Source organism: Pedobacter frigidisoli (assembly GCF_004331675.1).
GTDB classification, from domain to species: Bacteria; Bacteroidota; Bacteroidia; order Sphingobacteriales; family Sphingobacteriaceae; genus Pedobacter; species Pedobacter frigidisoli.
In genome coordinates this window covers 336,932-352,574 of record NZ_SJSN01000003.1, presented here as the reverse complement: position 1 = coordinate 352,574, position 15,643 = coordinate 336,932, and the positions used below count along the sequence as shown (strand labels likewise).

At 37.1% G+C, this 15,643-nt stretch carries 20 protein-coding genes; 6 read left to right on the top strand and 14 right to left on the bottom strand.

The window, feature by feature from the left end; translation table 11 throughout:
* Both EZ449_RS22795 and EZ449_RS05735 read right to left on the bottom strand, forming a co-directional pair.
* On the bottom strand, positions 1-206 hold a 206-nt coding region (locus tag EZ449_RS22795; RefSeq protein WP_205942949.1), incomplete at its 3' end, for a hypothetical protein.
* A gap of 221 nt (positions 207-427) precedes the next feature.
* Complete coding sequence (locus EZ449_RS05735; protein ID WP_131557006.1) at positions 428-1,615, bottom strand: hypothetical protein; 1,188 nt, start codon at positions 1,613-1,615, stop codon at positions 428-430.
* 309 nt (positions 1,616-1,924) lie between these two features.
* Between EZ449_RS05735 and EZ449_RS05730 the strand changes: the two genes are divergently transcribed.
* Both EZ449_RS05730 and EZ449_RS05725 read left to right on the top strand, forming a co-directional pair.
* Positions 1,925-3,322, top strand: coding sequence for an aldehyde dehydrogenase family protein (locus EZ449_RS05730; protein ID WP_131557005.1), 1,398 nt, complete (start codon positions 1,925-1,927; stop codon positions 3,320-3,322).
* Positions 3,323-3,568: 246 nt separating this feature from the next.
* Positions 3,569-4,111, top strand: a complete 543-nt coding sequence (locus EZ449_RS05725; protein ID WP_131557004.1) for a YfiT family bacillithiol transferase — start codon at positions 3,569-3,571, stop codon at positions 4,109-4,111.
* A 99-nt stretch (positions 4,112-4,210) separates the two neighbouring features.
* Here the strand turns inward: EZ449_RS05725 and EZ449_RS05720 are convergent, their stop codons facing one another.
* From EZ449_RS05720 to EZ449_RS05685, 8 genes are all read right to left on the bottom strand, one after another.
* Positions 4,211-4,933, bottom strand: coding sequence for a heavy-metal-associated domain-containing protein (locus EZ449_RS05720; RefSeq protein ID WP_225872240.1), 723 nt, complete (start codon positions 4,931-4,933; stop codon positions 4,211-4,213).
* 484 nt (positions 4,934-5,417) lie between these two features.
* Positions 5,418-6,242, bottom strand: coding sequence for a 4,5-DOPA-extradiol-dioxygenase (gene ygiD, locus EZ449_RS05715; protein WP_131557003.1), 825 nt, complete (start codon positions 6,240-6,242; stop codon positions 5,418-5,420).
* 113 nt (positions 6,243-6,355) lie between these two features.
* Positions 6,356-6,928: a YceI family protein gene (locus tag EZ449_RS05710; RefSeq protein WP_131557002.1), complete on the bottom strand. Its 573-nt coding sequence runs from the start codon at positions 6,926-6,928 to the stop codon at positions 6,356-6,358.
* Between the two features lie 222 nt (positions 6,929-7,150).
* Positions 7,151-7,711, bottom strand: a complete 561-nt coding sequence (locus tag EZ449_RS05705; protein ID WP_131557001.1) for a helix-turn-helix domain-containing protein — start codon at positions 7,709-7,711, stop codon at positions 7,151-7,153.
* Positions 7,711-8,214: a DUF3347 domain-containing protein gene (locus tag EZ449_RS05700; RefSeq protein WP_131557000.1), complete on the bottom strand. Its 504-nt coding sequence runs from the start codon at positions 8,212-8,214 to the stop codon at positions 7,711-7,713. Before EZ449_RS05700 ends, EZ449_RS05705 begins: the two co-directional genes overlap by 1 nt.
* Before the next feature lie 7 nt (positions 8,215-8,221).
* Complete coding sequence (locus EZ449_RS05695) at positions 8,222-9,031, bottom strand: hypothetical protein (RefSeq protein ID WP_131556999.1); 810 nt, start codon at positions 9,029-9,031, stop codon at positions 8,222-8,224.
* Between the two features lie 3 nt (positions 9,032-9,034).
* A complete protein-coding gene (locus EZ449_RS05690) occupies positions 9,035-9,571 on the bottom strand; it encodes a heavy-metal-associated domain-containing protein (RefSeq protein ID WP_131556998.1) in 537 nt (178 codons plus the stop codon).
* An 81-nt stretch (positions 9,572-9,652) separates the two neighbouring features.
* Positions 9,653-10,057 (bottom strand): HYC_CC_PP family protein, encoded by a 405-nt coding sequence (locus EZ449_RS05685; RefSeq protein WP_131556997.1) that lies wholly within the window; start codon positions 10,055-10,057, stop codon positions 9,653-9,655.
* A gap of 94 nt (positions 10,058-10,151) precedes the next feature.
* On the opposite strand from EZ449_RS05685, the gene EZ449_RS05680 reads away from it, so the two are divergent.
* Positions 10,152-10,874, top strand: coding sequence for a peptidylprolyl isomerase (locus EZ449_RS05680; protein WP_131556996.1), 723 nt, complete (start codon positions 10,152-10,154; stop codon positions 10,872-10,874).
* On the opposite strand, the gene EZ449_RS05675 is transcribed toward EZ449_RS05680, so the two are convergent.
* Together EZ449_RS05675 and EZ449_RS05670 are read right to left on the bottom strand one after the other, a co-directional pair.
* The gene (locus EZ449_RS05675; RefSeq protein WP_131556995.1) at positions 10,867-11,157 is read right to left on the bottom strand and encodes a type II toxin-antitoxin system RelE/ParE family toxin; all 291 of its coding nucleotides are present in this window, start codon (positions 11,155-11,157) and stop codon (positions 10,867-10,869) included. The genes EZ449_RS05680 and EZ449_RS05675 overlap by 8 nt on opposite strands.
* Entirely contained in the window at positions 11,148-11,378 is a 231-nt protein-coding gene (locus tag EZ449_RS05670) for a hypothetical protein (RefSeq protein WP_131556994.1), read from the bottom strand. The genes EZ449_RS05675 and EZ449_RS05670 overlap by 10 nt, the downstream gene beginning before the upstream one ends.
* Before the next feature lie 87 nt (positions 11,379-11,465).
* Here EZ449_RS05670 and EZ449_RS05665 point away from each other — a divergent pair, with 87 nt between their 5' ends.
* From EZ449_RS05665 to EZ449_RS05655, 3 genes are all read left to right on the top strand, one after another.
* Positions 11,466-12,233 carry an exodeoxyribonuclease III gene (locus EZ449_RS05665; RefSeq protein WP_131556993.1) on the top strand — a complete coding sequence of 256 codons (768 nt, stop codon included), beginning with the start codon at positions 11,466-11,468 and terminating at the stop codon, positions 12,231-12,233.
* Between the two features lie 97 nt (positions 12,234-12,330).
* Complete coding sequence (gene hutI / locus EZ449_RS05660) at positions 12,331-13,569, top strand: imidazolonepropionase (protein WP_131556992.1); 1,239 nt, start codon at positions 12,331-12,333, stop codon at positions 13,567-13,569.
* Positions 13,562-14,518, top strand: coding sequence for an arginase family protein (locus EZ449_RS05655; protein WP_131556991.1), 957 nt, complete (start codon positions 13,562-13,564; stop codon positions 14,516-14,518). The genes hutI and EZ449_RS05655 overlap by 8 nt, the downstream gene beginning before the upstream one ends.
* 283 nt (positions 14,519-14,801) lie before the next feature.
* Here the strand turns inward: EZ449_RS05655 and EZ449_RS22590 are convergent, their stop codons facing one another.
* On the bottom strand, positions 14,802-14,960 hold the full coding sequence (locus EZ449_RS22590) for a hypothetical protein (protein WP_165499704.1): 159 nt from the start codon (positions 14,958-14,960) through the stop codon (positions 14,802-14,804).
* Between the two features lie 11 nt (positions 14,961-14,971).
* On the bottom strand, positions 14,972-15,532 hold the full coding sequence (locus EZ449_RS05650; RefSeq protein WP_131556990.1) for a 5-formyltetrahydrofolate cyclo-ligase: 561 nt from the start codon (positions 15,530-15,532) through the stop codon (positions 14,972-14,974).
* Positions 15,533-15,643: the final 111 nt, after the last annotated feature.

The window sequence follows — 15,643 nt, the reverse complement described above, 5'->3', positions numbered from 1 at the left end:
CCGCCTTCCAGGATATCATCGTGATCTAATCGAGTATTTGATAGCATACGGTAAAAAGCAGTTTTTAGGGTATGAGTCTGGGCTAACTGATTGATAACTGCTGTTCCCGAAGATAATAAATCTGATAGACAACTTTCCAATCTGGCAGCAATACGATTATCTGATAAAAAACCCTTGTAAATACCTGAATAGCAATGATCTAACATCACTAAATATACGAAAAATAAACCGTAATTAACTGATAATCAGCGTATTAATTAATTATATCTGCTAAATAAATGTGTGTAAAGATTAGCTCCTAAAAGAGAGGGAAACTTAAGCTTGTTCTTTGAACCCATTTGTTTAATTTACTGCCCGTTAAATCCCTCTCTTTCAGGAGAGGGATGCAGTGCCCAAGCTACAGGTACAAACTTTCATGGGGTGAGGTTTATCTGATAACTCGACCAGTTCTATCCACATTAATTAAATCAAAAGGCTTTAAATATTCGTTGATGATAACTGAAAATTCTCTGCGGGTTAAAATCTTTTTCAAATCATATTTCGAAGAAAACTTGTAGTTCTTTTTCCATTTCTTTTCGATTTCATTTTTCGTTACATCAACAGCTTTATTACCTACATAGCAAACCATAGAAATGGTGTTTTCTAAATTTATTGGGATATTCTGATGGTCATCAAACCAGATTTGCGCCTTGTAGTAATAATCTTTTATAGGCTGTTTAACTTCATCGTAGGTAACTTCTTTTTCGGGATTAAAATAAACTTTTCCGTCTTTGATGTCGGCTTTCAAAATTCCTGTAATGCCAACTTTTTGTATCGCCAGCCAATTTGAATCGACTATTTTGACATCCTCAAAGGGCATCAATGATAGCTTATAACTTAACAATTCACCTTGAATTCTTTTTAAGTTAGATAAACTGGTTTTGGTTTGAAAAAATGCAGCATAAGCTGCTGTTGCACCAGCTGCTTGCCCGATTTCTAGATTATCGGCTTTGATATATAAAATATTTTCATGATTTGGGACAAGCAAATTGTAAAGCGGCAGGTAGTTTGATGTTCCGTTGATGCCACCGATTGTGGTGCGGTATAAGTTTTCGGTGTAGGTTAGTGTATTGGTTTCTGCAGGTTTTAAACTCTCAACTTTTAAAGTAGGAAGAATTTTTTCGATGTTATCGGTTACAATTAAAACCTTAGCTTTAATGCTTTTCTCCTTGGTCAATTTAGCTTCCCAACCACTTCCAGAACGTTTAATTTCGTAGTAAATGGTATTGTTAATAACATCAAGAAGCTTGGAACTGTCAGACCAGTTTTTAATAACCGCATTCAGTATTTGATTCGTTATTTCGGGTAGCGGCAAACTATCAGCAAGTTTTAATGATTTCCTCGCTCTTTTTTCAAAAGCTTTTGTAACGCCGCTTTGAGGTAAACTCTTAAAATCACTCAATTTAAAACCATCACTTTGTGTTAAAATAATGGCATTTACTCCCGATTCTGTAGCCTGAATGCCTGCGGCAAAAGCAGCATTTGAGCTGCCTAAAATCAGCACATCTGTTTTAATGGTTTGGGCATAAGTAATCAGTGGAATTAAGAATGCGAAAACAAAAAACAATTTCTTCATTTGAGGTATTTAAAATTAATGCAATATGCTTTAAATGAATGAATTTTTAATGAAATGAGTGGATTTTAACTAAATTTATGATTTCCCCTTAATAACGTTGTACAGGCAGAACAGGGTGTTTATTTGTCTTGGCCAGACGGGCTTTTTTCTTTTGACACCAAAAGAAACAAAAGTGTCGGCTTAAAATTTTTGTATTTAAGTTAGTAATTTGGCTTGGACAGTGCATCCCCAAAAATTTGTTAGGCCGATTTAAGTAGAACGAAGATTCTATGCTTAGGCTTAGTTAAGTGTGCATGCAATTGGGAAAATATGGAAGAAAAAATAAAATCAGTTTTTGATTTACAACAGCAACACAAATTCGATTTGCGCAAAACGGATGCAAAAACTCGAATCGCAAAGCTGAAAAAACTCAAACAAGCTTTGGAAAATGCTGAAGAAGAAATCTACGAAGCTTTGGAAAAGGATTTACGAAAAAGCAGATTCGAAAGTGCTGTAACCGAACTGTTTTTTACTTACGCCGAAATAGACCACGCCGTTAAAAAACTCGCCAATTGGATGAAGCCAAAATCCGTTGGTAAAACCATGAGTAATCTCTTTGCGGGCAACAAAATTTACTATGAACCAAAAGGTGTTTGTTTAATTATTGCACCATGGAATTATCCATTACAACTGATTATGAGTCCGCTGATTTCGGCAATCGCTGCTGGCAATTGTGTGATTTTGAAACCATCAGAATTGAGTATCAACACAGCGGCAGTTATTAGTAAAATTATTTCCAACACTTTCGATAAAAAGGAAGTCGCCTGTTTTGAGGGGGATGCTGAAGTTTCAACAGCCTTACTTAAACTCCCGTTCGACCATATATTTTTTACAGGAAGCACTGCAATTGGAAAAGTGGTAATGGAAGCGGCAGCAAAAAACCTGACTTCTGTTACGCTGGAATTGGGCGGAAAATCGCCCGCAATTATTGATGATACTTGCGATTTAAAAAAGGCTGCAGAAAAGATTGCCTGGGGTAAATTGGTTAATGCAGGGCAAACTTGTATTGCACCAGATTATGTTTTAATAGATGAAAAACTAGAACCAGAATTTGTTGAACAGTATAAAGCTGTCGCTCTAAAAATGTTTTTCACAGATGGTAAGATTAACAAAGAGGTTTATGGAAAAATAATCAACGAAAAACAGTTTGAGCGATTAAATGGCTTAATAAATGATGCCGTTAAAGATGGAGCAAAAATAGAATTTGGCAGAGAAACTAATGAAGATGACTTGACGATAAATCCTATAATCCTAACTTCGGTAAATGGTGAAAACGCAATTATGCAAGAAGAAATTTTCGGTCCGATTTTGCCGATAATTAAATATAGAAACTTGCAGGAAGCTATTGATTTTGTCAACCAAAGACCTAAGCCGCTTGCACTTTATATTTTCTCTGAAAACAATAAAAATCAGCAAAAAATTATCAACGAGACCACTTCAGGCGGAACTTGTATAAATGATGTTTTGGTTCACATTAGCAATCCGAATTTGCCATTCGGTGGCGTAAATAGTAGCGGTATGGGAAGCTGCCACGGGATTTTTGGATTTAAGAACTTCTCCCACGAGCGAGCAGTTGTTTTCCAATCGAAACTCGGCATGACGAAAATGATTTATCCACCCTATAGCGAAAAGATAGGGTTATTGAAATGGTTGAAGAAATTAATGTAGAACAAGATTTAAGGATTTTATAATTCACAGGATTAAGGTTGCCACGGAAACACAGATTTACACGGAAAAGGATTTAAAAATCTGTGTTTATCTGTGCGCATCTGTGGTTAATAATATATTTTCCGTGATTTCTGTGTTTCCGTGGCAAAATATATATTTTATCTATGGTTATCTCTACGCCTCGGTCTGTGTCCCCACAGACCGAAACATTTTTTAAATTCGTTTTAAAAAACTTAATTTGCTTTCATGGATTTAGAACAACTTAAATACCCAATCGGTCAGTTCGTTATGCCCGAAATTTTCGATGAAAAGCAAGCAAAAATATGGATAGCTGAAATCGAGAACTTGCCTGAACAAATCAAAAGCGCAACTGAAAATCTAAGTGACGAAGAATTAAATCAAAGCTATCGTCCTGACGGCTGGACATTGAGACAGGTTGTTCATCACATTCCCGACAGCCACATGAATGCTTACATTCGTTTCAAGCAAGCGATTACAGAAGATATTCCAACCATCAGACCATATTACGAAGAACTTTGGGCCGAAACCGAAGAAGCGAAAAATGGCGATATTGAAATGTCTGTTGCGCTGTTAACAGGTTTACATCAGCGATGGGTAGCATTTCTAAAAACCTTAAAAATTGAAGATTATCAACGCAAATACATCCATCCTGCACAAGGAAAAGAACTCACTTTAGCCAGTATGTTGGGTATGTACGCATGGCATGGCAAACATCATTTGGCCCATATTACAAACACGATAGGGAAAGGTAAAGCCTCACCCTATTAAAGTTTTTGCTTTGGATAATTATTGCGCTCCCTCTCCAGAAGAGAGGGATTCAGCAGGTGCTGGTCTGAACCATATCGATAAAAACCAGATTTAATTTTCTTACATCAACACCAACATTGCAACGCTCATCGCAATCATAATCGCATCTTCAACAATGGTCACCGTACTCATGGGTAGGTTGAAAACGGCACCCAGACAAGCACATTGAATCTTTTTCTTGTTCAAAACACTTTCTAATACGCCTAAAATGCTTACCGTCATCACAATTAGAGTGACCCAGTTTACAATAATTGGAGAAAGATTTAGCGCAAAACTCAAACCCAACCCGAGTTCGATAAAAGCATAAATATATCCCCACCTGCTGAATTTTTTTGCAACGATATCGTACATCGCATAACTTTCCGCAAAGCCTTTTAGGTTTAACATCTTGAAAAAGGAAAAAGTCAGGAAGAAGCCAGCCATGAAAATTCGCATGAAAGTCATGAAGTTTATACCGCCGTTTTGCCATGAAACCACCAAAGAAATTGCGGTTACATAACCGAAAATTAACAATATAGGTTTGTAGGTTTCAATCCACGATTCTGTTTCTTCGAGTGCTTCGCTATGTGCTGTTGCGGCAATTTGATATTTACTTTCAGCACCGCCCAAAGCCTGCTGTAATGTATCCAGGCCAATGTGTTTATCCATAGAAATGGTAGCAGAATTTGTGTCTTTCGAAACCTCAACTGAAGTCACATCAGGCAAAACCAAAAGGTTACTTTTAACTTTATTTCCGCAACCACCGCAAGTCATGCCAGTAAGTTGATAGGTATGTGTCATCATCAAAATGTTTATACAAATTTACCCATTGGGCAGGCGATAACCGTTACAGAATAATCATAAAATGTTATAGAATTTTGAGCGCTATGCCATAACGGAAGAACCTGGTTTCTGAGAAGTCCAGAAATTTTGTATCCAACTTTGTGTTCTTAGTGCTTTAGTGGTAAAAGGTTTTGGAAATGAATGTTCAGCATTCCATCGGGAACGGTAGTCCCGCTTTCCTTTCTGCCGGAGAAAAATCGGCATTCATCCAATCGGGTTTATGAACAAAAGAAATTCGTTCTTCGCCCAATTAACCTGCTTGTAACCATTAAATAATCAATTCCCACGATTGAAATCGCAGGCTATATTTTTTGAATCAAAAATAATCACACGCAATTTAGCCCAGTCGCATAACCCACCATTTTAATCATGGCGTAAATCTGTTATCAACCAAGCTTTGTGTCCTTTGCGCTTTTAACTTTGCCCCCTTTGCGGTTAAATAATCTTACCCCACCAAAACAGATGTCATCGTTAACGAACCACCAACCGCTTTATCGTTAAAGAAAGAAACCTCTTCACTATCTTTCTTCATCCCCAAGGTATAAATCAATGGCAAATAGTGCTCGGGTGTAGGGATGGCCAGCATTGCATCAGCACCTAAATTGCGGTAATCGATTAAAGGTTTATGGTCGCCGTTTGCGATGAGGTTTTTAAATTTATCATTCATCTCATTCGCCCAATCATAACCTCCGCCGTTAATCATTTCCCAGCTTAACATGCGAAGATTGTGAACCATGTTGCCGCTACCCAAAACCAATACGCCTTTTTTGCGAAGTGCATAAATTTCTTTTGCAATTTCGTAATGTTGCTCGGGCGATTTGGTATAATCAATACTTAGCTGAAGCACAGGAATATTGGCGTCAGGATACATGTGTTTTACAACTGTCCACGTGCCATGGTCTAAACCCCAATCGTGGTCTAAACCAATATTTGCTGCATTCACCAAACCAGGAATTTCGGCCGCTAATTTCGCATCGCCAGGAGCTGGATATTGAACATCAAACAATGCTTGTGGGAAACCGCCAAAATCATGAATGGTTGATGGGAAATCCATCGCCGTAACAAAAGTTCCGTGTGTGTACCAATGCGCCGAAACCACCAGAACCGCTTTCGGAACAGGAATGTTTTTTGCCAACTCGGCCCAGCTCTGGCTAAACTCATTGTTTTCAATACCATTCATCGGCGAACCGTGACCAATAAATAGGGTTGGCATTAAATCCGTTTGTGGCAAACGTTGAGTAAAACTTCTGAATTGAGATAATGTTGACATGGTATTCTTTGTGTGTAAATCGTCATTTCGACCGAAGTGGAGAAATCTTTGAAATCTGATATAAAAGATTTCTCGATTCCGCGTTGCTTCACTCGAAATGATATTATTGGAGATTATTTTGCTTGAACGAATTCTAAGTTCAATTTAATAGCAACATCTTTAGCAACGCCAGCACCCGTTGGGTCGTATTTAATGTTGTAATCTAAACGGTTAATGGTAGTTGTTGCGCCAAAACCAGCTTTAGTATTTCCTTGTTGGTCTTTTGCTGTTCCTCCGTAAACAACCGAGAATTTTACATCTTTGGTTATATCGCGAATGGTTAATTTACCAGCTAATTCGTAATTATTACCGCTTAATTTTTTGAAAGAAGTGCTTTCAAATTTCATAGTTGGATAAGTTGCAGCATTGAAAAAATCATCAGTTTTTAAATGACCATCTCTCATATCAACACCAGTGGTAATACTGTTAACATCAACAGTAAAACTAATTTTTGCATCCGTTAAATCTGGTTTTGCAGCAGTAACCGTACCGTCAAATTTTTTGAATGAACCATCAACGAAAGAAATGCCCATGTGTTTAACCGAAAAGTTAACGAACGAGTGCATGGGGTCGATTTTCCAGCTTGTTTGTGCGAAAGATGCTACGCTGATTGAAGTAGCTATCAGGAATAAGAATAATTTTTTCATGTTTTGCGAATTTTATTTAAACAAAAGTACGCTGACATTCAGGTTTAGGTCTTGATGTATGTTAAGAAAGTAGAATGGGGTTAAAGCCAATTATTTTCATTGTTAACCGTTGACTGAAGTCAACGGCAATGAATTGGATTGCGCTAAATAGGTATGGATATTTAGTTGATTTGGCATTTCCGCCTCGCTATTCCTTGCCGTCAGTTTCAACTGACGGAAACTTTAAATTTCATCAAGTGTTTTTCGCCGTTCTAAATTTTCCAATTTAAAAACCGATGGCGTTGAGCCCGTAACCTTTTTAAATTGAGCGGAAAGATGCGCAACGCTGCTGTAATTAAGCTGATAAGCAATTTCGCTCAAGGTAAGCTCGCCATAGGTGAGCATTTCCTTAGTTTTTTCTATTTTTTGAGCGATGAAATATTTCTCTATGGTTTGATGTTCAACCTCGGAAAAAACAGCGCTCAATTGAGTGTATTCAAGATTAGTTTTCTCACTCAAATATAAAGATAAATTAATTTTTAGCGGCTCTTTCGTGTAATGAACCAGATTGATAATTGAGGTTTTAACCTGTTCAGCGATTTGAGTTTTTCTATCCTCCAATAGCTCAAAACCAAATTGATTAAGTTTATCGGCGATTTTTAATTTATCATTAGCAGAAATATTTTCTGCTAGTGAAACTTCACCTAATTCAACCGAAATAGGGTTAAAGCCAAGCTTTTCGAGCTCGGCCTTAACCACCATTTTGCAACGGTTGCATACCATGTTTTTGATATGCAGGTTCATTATTTCGATTTTATGGTTTCCGAAACATCGCCACAATCGAACATCATGCTTCCATAATATGGGTTTTCGATGTTTTCTTTTTCATTTAACCAACTCGCTTTCGCCATAGGGCAATGCTGAACATAAATTGTTGCGGTGTTAAATTTGATGTTTCTAACCGTTTTAATCATCGCATAAGAAATTCCCTCGAAAGACTTTCTTTGTGCTTTAATGTCTTTTCCTACAGCTAATTCAGTAGCTTTTGCTTTGATGATTTTTGCCTGTTCCATCCAAAGTGTGTGCTGAGCAGCGGGCAAATCTTTATGAGGGATTGCGTCAACTTTAGCAGATAATGTTTTCACTTTTTCAGCCGCCACATCCTTTTTGTCGGTAGCTAATGCATTTTTCACATCATAATATGCGGTTAACAACTGGTTAAAAGCTGCATCGGTTTTACTCTGTGCGAAAGTTAATTTTGTAGTTGCGATGGCAATTATAGCCACCATTATCAGTATTTTTTTCATTGTGCTGTTATTTTAAAACGTTAAAAAAATTAAATTCTGCCCTAATCAGGTACATGTTTTTAGTATATCTGTTAGCAATGTTTCCAGTTGCCTGAAAGCGATAGCCCAAATCAATACGGGTTGTGCTGTTCAAAATTACTTGTACGGCTGGCGCCAAATCTAAATAAGATTCGCCCGAACTAGGGTCGGTTTTCCCCAGCATTTCGAAGTAAAGATTGAAGTTTGGCTGCTTATAATCTTTGTAAACAAAAGGCAAAACCAAATAGCCAGATGATAAACTGTAGGAAAGTATGTTTTTGGGTTCAGGAACATTTGGCCGGTATACTTTATCAACAATTATTGCATGTGCATATCCCAGCGTTGCCGAGAGCGCAAGTTTATGCAAAAGTTGAGTGAAAATTAACCCTCCTTGTACTCCACTATTATCGCCCTCTAAGTTGATATCTCTGGTAAAAGTTGGTCTTCTACTTGTGCTTAATCTACCGAAAGCGGCCGCTCTGAAGTGCGAATGTGCCTCATCCAAAGACAAAAATCTATATTTCAAATACAAACTTCCGCCCTCTATACGATATTTTCCATCCATATCTGATAAGAAACCTTGAGCATGCATCATCAGATTTTTATTGAAACCAATCATTACTTCAGGAATGGTTCTGCTCATGAAATCGGGATTGTTCATGCCCTCATTAGTGATTCTTATCCCAATTGACTTCGTAGGCATGTTGCTCGCAGGCTCTGTAAAAACGTATAACTCCTGACTGAAAACGTTTCCATAAGCACCGAATAAAATCAGTGCCATTATAAAAATCTTCCTCATGATTTAAGAAAGAACTAAGTGATAAACACGCGTTTTCTTCCCGTTTACAACAGCTGTTCCGTTTGCATAAGCGTCAGAGTTTACTGTAGCCGATTGTTTTTTAAATGCCGAACCTGAAATGAAATTCTTATCAACCACCGATGCTTTAACCGTGCCATTTAAGGTTTTGTTTTTTGCATTTACGAAACGATAAACGTTGCCATCAACAATCGCCTGACCTTTATCATCAACCTTAACCTGATTAAAAGTAAAATCAGCAGTTAAGCCACCGACAGAAAACCCAGCATCCTGAACTTTTTTGCGAATTAAATCGATGTTGATATCTGCACCTTTTTTAAAGGTTAACACGAAAATGTTTTTATTTAAATCTGGCTTTACAGAATTGATGAAACCTAAGGTCCCTAATGATTTTTGTGTCGCATTTGAGCACATTGAACAAGTTAAACCAGTTACTTGTAAATCTGCTGTTGAAATTTGTTGAGCCGATACATTAACGGCGAAGAATAGCATAATGATGCTGAATATTTTTATTGTTTTCATGATTTTTGAAGTTAGAATTTAAGAAAATGTCACATTGAGCCTGTAGAAATGCTTTATGCACCCAACGGCTAATGATTAATCCTAATTCCTAAAAATACAATTGAAAACATGCAAGGCAACCCGCAAGGAAAGTGGTGGCGCTTTGTTGCTGATTTTGCTGAAAAAAGCTGGGGCAATGTTGCTAAGAAATTCTAAAACGGGCGGATGTAAAAAAAGCTGAATTGCGTACAATTTCGGCATTTGTGTTTGTGCCTCTGCCTGATGACTATCCTTTACCTTAACGGTAACTTGCGTATTTTTGCAACAGCCATCATCCTTTTTCTTTTCAGCAGGTATATCTTTGCAAAACTTGCAAGAAACCTCATTACTGAATAGTTTTACATTTTCCAGTTTACCACCGCAGAAATGCAAACTTAAAGCCAAACCCATAACACTAACCGCATAGAATACGGCCAAAGAAAGTGCTATTTTTTGTTTTAACTTCATTATCACAAAGGTAAAGCAAAAAAACTCGTATAACATTATCATTTATTTATTGAATTTCATTTTTTAGTTTAATTTAGCCTCAAACACCATTCAAATGAAGAAATTATTCTTATTCATCTGCACTTTTTCAATGCTTTCTACCTTTGCTGCTAAGCCGAAAAATCAATATATCCGCATTAAAACCGGGTTTGGAGAATGCATCGTGAAATTATATAACGAAACGCCGCTCCATCGTGATAATTTTCTAAAGCTTACCAAAGAGGGTTATTATAATGGTACCTTATTTCACAGAGTGATAAAAGATTTTATGATTCAAGGTGGCGACCCAGATTCGAGAAATGCCAAACCAGATTCTTTGCTTGGCGATGGCGGACCGAAATATACTATCTCTGCAGAATTTAGAGATAGTTTATTTCACAAGAAAGGGGTTTTAGCTGCGGCTAGAGAGGGCGATATGGTTAATCCGTCCAAAGCCTCAAGCGGAAGTCAGTTTTATTTAGTGCAAGGAAAGGTTTTTACTGATGAACAATTAAACAGCGTTGAAGAAAAACGACTGAAATTTAAAATCCCTGAATGGCAAAGACAGGTTTATAAAACCATCGGCGGTGCACCACATTTAGATAGAAATTATACCGTTTATGGTGAAATTGTTGTCGGCTTAGATATGGTTGATAAAATAGCTGCGGTTTTAACCGATAAAAATAATCGCCCCAAACAGGATGTTAAAATGGATATCACGATTTTGAAAAGAAGAGAGGCTAAGAAGTTGGAAAAGCAGTTAATGGAGGGTTCTTTAGCAGATAAAAAAATTATGTAATTAAAGGTTCCTGTCTGTTATCAAAAAAGAATAAGATTCTTATTTCCTTTTCATAAACCTGGTAATAGAAAGATGTGAATTTTGAAATCACTCCCTTTCTAACATTATTATCGAGCGATATAGGTTCGTATATGAAAGGTTGAATTGCAACTAAATCAATTTTTTGATAAACGCTATTGATAAACTTATTTGCATATTCATAACCCCAAGAATCTTCAAGAAAAACTCCGATAGCAAATAGTGTTTCATAAGCCTCCTCAGAAAATGAAACGCTTAGCTCCATTTCTGAGAAAGTCTTTTTTTAACTTCATCGTATGGAATAAGCTTTCCCTCTTCTGCCTGTTTTAATCCCCTTTTAATTCCCTCTTGAACATGTTTTGGCAAATCTTCCAACACAACTTTTTCGTTGCTACTTAAAAGCATATCTAACTCTGAAAGTAGATTTTCATCATCAGTCTCAAAAACTTTTTTAGCAATCTCAATTTTTAATTCTTCAATGCTCATAAACAAATTTAACGAAAGCAAATCTCAATAACTAAGCATTTATTCAATTAATTTCTAAATTTACCGCTACACATTTTGAAAATTTGAATGAAAATCATCTCCTACAATGTTAACGGAATTCGAGCGGCAAGCACCAAAAACTTCTTCGGCTGGCTGCAAGCTACCAATGCCGATATGGTTTGCCTGCAAGAAGTAAAAGCCCTGCCCATTCAAATCCCCGAAATTATTGCACTCGTAGAGCAACTCGGTTATCATCATTACTGGTTTCCTGCGGAGAAAAAAGGATATAGCGGCGTGGCTATTTTAACAAGAATTAAACCCAACCATGTAGAATATGGATGCGGCGAAGAATGGATTGATAGAGAGGGAAGAATTTTGAGAGCCGACTTTGATGATTTCTCGCTGATGAGTTTATACATGCCATCAGGTTCGAGCGGCGACGAACGACAAGTAAAAAAATATGAGTTTATGCGTTTTTTCGACGAATACATCGGAGAATTGCGGAAAGAAATCCCTAACCTAATTGTGAGCGGCGATTATAACATTTGCCATACTTCGATTGATATTCACAACCCAAAATCGAACGCGAACTCATCAGGGTTTTTGCCCGAAGAACGTGAGTGGATGCAGCTATTTTTGGATAATGGTTTTATTGATACTTTCCGCCACTTTAATAAAGACCCACATCATTATACTTGGTGGAGTTACAGAGCCGGTTCGAGAGGGAAAAACTTAGGTTGGCGCATCGATTACCATTTAGTTACTAAACCAATGGAAAGCCGATTAAAAAATGTTAGAATTTTACCCGATGCCATCCACTCCGACCATTGTCCGGTTTTGCTGGAAATGGACTAAGAAGCAGAATGACTAAAGACCAAAGCAAATAATAAAGCAGTTAATACTAAGGCTATTCTCGAATTTAGTCTTGATACTCGATACTAAATACTAAAAAATGCTAATCACAAATATTAAAGGTCTCGTAGGCTTACATCCAAAAGAAAAACTGGTTCTTCGAGGTAGGGAGATGAGTGATTTACCCATTTTGGAAAATGCTTGGCTTTTAATAGAAGATGGTTTGATTAAGGATTTTGGTAAGATGAGTGAAATTCCATCTTCCATTTTACATCTTCCATCAACCGACGCAGAGGGCCGATACGTTTTTCCATCATGGTGCGATAGCCATACACACATTGTTTTTGCCGCTTCGCGGGAGGAAGAATTTGCAATGAAAATTCAGGGCAAAACCTACGAGGAAATTGCTGCGGCAGGTGGAGGCATTTTGAATTCTGCAGCTAAACTTCAAAATGCAACTGAAGATGAATTGTTTGAAAGTGCATCTATAAGGCTTAAACAAATGATTTTGCAAGGAACTGGAGCTGTAGAAATTAAAAGTGGATATGGCTTAACCGTAGAAAGTGAAATTAAAATGCTGCGGGTAATTAGCAGATTGAAAAAAGCTTTTCCAATTCCGATTAAAGCTACATTTTTGGCCGCTCATGCTTATCCAACAGCATTTAAAGATAATCACCAAGGTTATATTGATTTAATTATTAATGAAATGTTGCCCAAAATCGCAGCGCAAAAACTAGCCGATTATATTGATGTTTTTTGCGAAAAAGGATTTTTCTCTGTCGAAGAAACAGACCAAATTTTAAAAGCAGGCGCTAAATATGGCTTGAAACCTAAAATTCATGCCAACCAGCTTTCTGTTTCGGGAGCGGTAGAAGTTGCTGTAAAAAACAAAGCCATTTCTGTCGACCACCTAGAAGAAACAAATCAAGAAACCATTGATAGTTTAAAAAATTCCAACACCATTGCTACGCTTTTGCCGTCATGTTCATTTTATTTGGGAATATCTTTTGCCGATGCTAAAAGTTTAATCGCTGCGGATATTCCTGTAGCGCTTGCTACAGATTTTAATCCTGGCTCAACGCCATCAGGAAATATGAATTTTGTGGTTTCCTTGGGCTGTATAAAATTGAAAATGCAGCCCGAACAAGCCGTAAATGCGGCAATCTTAAACGGAGCGGCAGCCATGGAAATCAGCAATGATTATGGGAGCATCGCAGTTGGTAAAAGAGCCAATTTATTCATCACAAAACCGATGCCCTCAATCGCCTATTTGCCGTATAGTTTTGGTGAAACGCAAATTGAAACCATCATTTTAAACGGGGAAATTTATAATGGATAGCCTGAAAATATATTCGCAAAGCGATATCAATAACCTAATTATTTATCGTGATGGCGAAACCAAACTTGGCGAGAGGGTTAGCGTAATTTCTTCCATAGAGGAACTTAAAAACAGCAAAGCCAAATTTGTGCTTTTGGGCATCCCTGAAGATATTGGGATTCGGGCAAATGCGGGTATTGCAGGCGCATCTACAACCTGGCGACCAGCTTTAATGGCTTTTCTGAATATTCAGAGCAATCGCTTTTTATCTGGCGAAGAACTTTTGGTTTTGGGTCATTTCGAAATAGAGGAACCCGAAGATTCATCGATTGAGGGTTTGAGGAATAAAGTGGTTGATATAGATGATTTGGTTTATCCTGTGATTGAAAAAATCGTAGCTGCAGGTAAAATACCTATCATTATCGGCGGCGGACATAACAATGCTTATCCAATCATAAAGGGAGTTTCGTTAGTTAAAAAACAACCCATAGATGTCTTAAACATTGATGCTCATGCCGATTTACGCAAGCAAGAGGGAAGTCACAGCGGAAATGGATTTACCTACGCTTTAGCCGAGGGATATTTGGTAAATTATTTCATGTACGGTTTGCACCAAAACTATAATAATGAGGCTATTTTAAATGAAATTGAAATCAATCCGAAGCTAAAACCTGTATTTTTTGATGATATTTTAAAAGGCATTGATGATAAAGATTTCTTTTCTGAAATTGGTTCTGTCGCAGGTTTGGAGATAGATTTAGATTGCATTCAAAATGTGCTTGCAAGTGCTGAAACGCCATCTGGTTTTGTTGTAAATGATATCAGAAAATTGATTTTAACAATGGGAAAGGAGTTTGCCTATTTACACATCAGCGAGGGCGCTACCAGATTGCTTGATGGTAGAGTGAGTAAATTAACTTCGAAATTAATTGCGTATTTGATAAGTGATTTTGTTAAGGCGCAAGCTTAAATCGTTACCATAATTACAGGAATTTGGCAGATTGGTTTTGCGTAAATCTGCGCTATCAGCGGGAGAAAAAAATCAAAGCATCTGCCTGCTACAAATCTAATGTTGAGTTCTAAACTGTTTCCCGCAGATTTCGGGGATTTACGCAGACTTGATTCTAATAAAATATCGAAATACAAAGGTTAATCGAACGTCATTTCGACCGAAGTGGAGAAATCTTTGACTTAAAATTTTAATGGAGATGCTGAAATAAATTCAGCATGACGAACTGCAGTAAGAAATTAAATTACAAATGCTCTGCCTCGTATTTCTCGCCAGCCTTAAGCATCAATTCAATTTGCTTTAAATCATCGGCGGTAAGCTCTTCTTTTTCCTGCAATTCGAATACTGCAATCATGTTGTCTTCGTATTGTTTTTCGGTTTTGATTACGATTTCTTCAGGCATGATTTGTAAGCTTAAAATTTGATGGTTTCTGTTGGTGTAATGCAATAATCTAATCGGATGTCGTGTTCATTTACGTCATCAATTTTATCAATTGCTGGCGACAAAGATAAGCCTATTTTTTTAGCATTTATATTTTGAAGAAAGCGGTCGTAAAAGCCTTTGCCATAACCTACTCTGTAGCCTTGCTTATCAAAAGCCAATAATGGAATTAAAACCATGTCCACTTCTCCATCGTGAACAATTCCTTTTTGAGGTTCTAAAATATTGTATAAGTTTTTCTGCAAATCATCTACACCTAAATATTCGTGATTCGTCATTAGTGCAGTTTCAAAATCAGCTTTCGGAACAAGAATTTTAATTTCAGGATGATTTTCTGCCAGCCATTCTATTAGCAAAAAGGTATTGGGTTCTTTCTTTTCGGTAATAGGCAAAAATATATGCAACGTTTTTATAGAACTGAAATCTTGAGTGACAAACTGATTCAACAATCCGTCGGTTAGTGATTTATATTCTTCATCAGTTATTGCTAATCTATCTTTTGAGGCTTGTTTTCTGATTTCTGATTTTAACATACTACCAATTTATGTAAATATAACAATTTGGAGTATGGGTTGTTTTTTGGCGCTTAATAACGGAAGCTATCTGAACTAGCTTAATTTCTAAACCCGATAGCCGTGGAAATA

Coding starts and splice junctions, on each gene's coding strand:
- EZ449_RS05735 (WP_131557006.1), bottom strand. CDS start 1,615: ATGAAGAAATTGTTTTTTGTTTTCGCATTCTTAATTCCACTGATTACT.
- EZ449_RS05730 (WP_131557005.1), top strand. CDS start 1,925: ATGGAAGAAAAAATAAAATCAGTTTTTGATTTACAACAGCAACACAAA.
- EZ449_RS05725 (WP_131557004.1), top strand. CDS start 3,569: ATGGATTTAGAACAACTTAAATACCCAATCGGTCAGTTCGTTATGCCC.
- EZ449_RS05720 (WP_225872240.1), bottom strand. CDS start 4,933: ATGATGACACATACCTATCAACTTACTGGCATGACTTGCGGTGGTTGC.
- ygiD (WP_131557003.1), bottom strand. CDS start 6,242: ATGTCAACATTATCTCAATTCAGAAGTTTTACTCAACGTTTGCCACAA.
- EZ449_RS05710 (WP_131557002.1), bottom strand. CDS start 6,928: ATGAAAAAATTATTCTTATTCCTGATAGCTACTTCAATCAGCGTAGCA.
- EZ449_RS05705 (WP_131557001.1), bottom strand. CDS start 7,711: ATGAACCTGCATATCAAAAACATGGTATGCAACCGTTGCAAAATGGTG.
- EZ449_RS05700 (WP_131557000.1), bottom strand. CDS start 8,214: ATGAAAAAAATACTGATAATGGTGGCTATAATTGCCATCGCAACTACA.
- EZ449_RS05695 (WP_131556999.1), bottom strand. CDS start 9,031: ATGAGGAAGATTTTTATAATGGCACTGATTTTATTCGGTGCTTATGGA.
- EZ449_RS05690 (WP_131556998.1), bottom strand. CDS start 9,571: ATGAAAACAATAAAAATATTCAGCATCATTATGCTATTCTTCGCCGTT.
- EZ449_RS05685 (WP_131556997.1), bottom strand. CDS start 10,057: ATGAAGTTAAAACAAAAAATAGCACTTTCTTTGGCCGTATTCTATGCG.
- EZ449_RS05680 (WP_131556996.1), top strand. CDS start 10,152: ATGAAGAAATTATTCTTATTCATCTGCACTTTTTCAATGCTTTCTACC.
- EZ449_RS05675 (WP_131556995.1), bottom strand. CDS start 11,157: ATGGAGCTAAGCGTTTCATTTTCTGAGGAGGCTTATGAAACACTATTT.
- EZ449_RS05670 (WP_131556994.1), bottom strand. CDS start 11,378: ATGAGCATTGAAGAATTAAAAATTGAGATTGCTAAAAAAGTTTTTGAG.
- EZ449_RS05665 (WP_131556993.1), top strand. CDS start 11,466: ATGAAAATCATCTCCTACAATGTTAACGGAATTCGAGCGGCAAGCACC.
- hutI (WP_131556992.1), top strand. CDS start 12,331: ATGCTAATCACAAATATTAAAGGTCTCGTAGGCTTACATCCAAAAGAA.
- EZ449_RS05655 (WP_131556991.1), top strand. CDS start 13,562: ATGGATAGCCTGAAAATATATTCGCAAAGCGATATCAATAACCTAATT.
- EZ449_RS22590 (WP_165499704.1), bottom strand. CDS start 14,960: ATGCCTGAAGAAATCGTAATCAAAACCGAAAAACAATACGAAGACAAC.
- EZ449_RS05650 (WP_131556990.1), bottom strand. CDS start 15,532: ATGTTAAAATCAGAAATCAGAAAACAAGCCTCAAAAGATAGATTAGCA.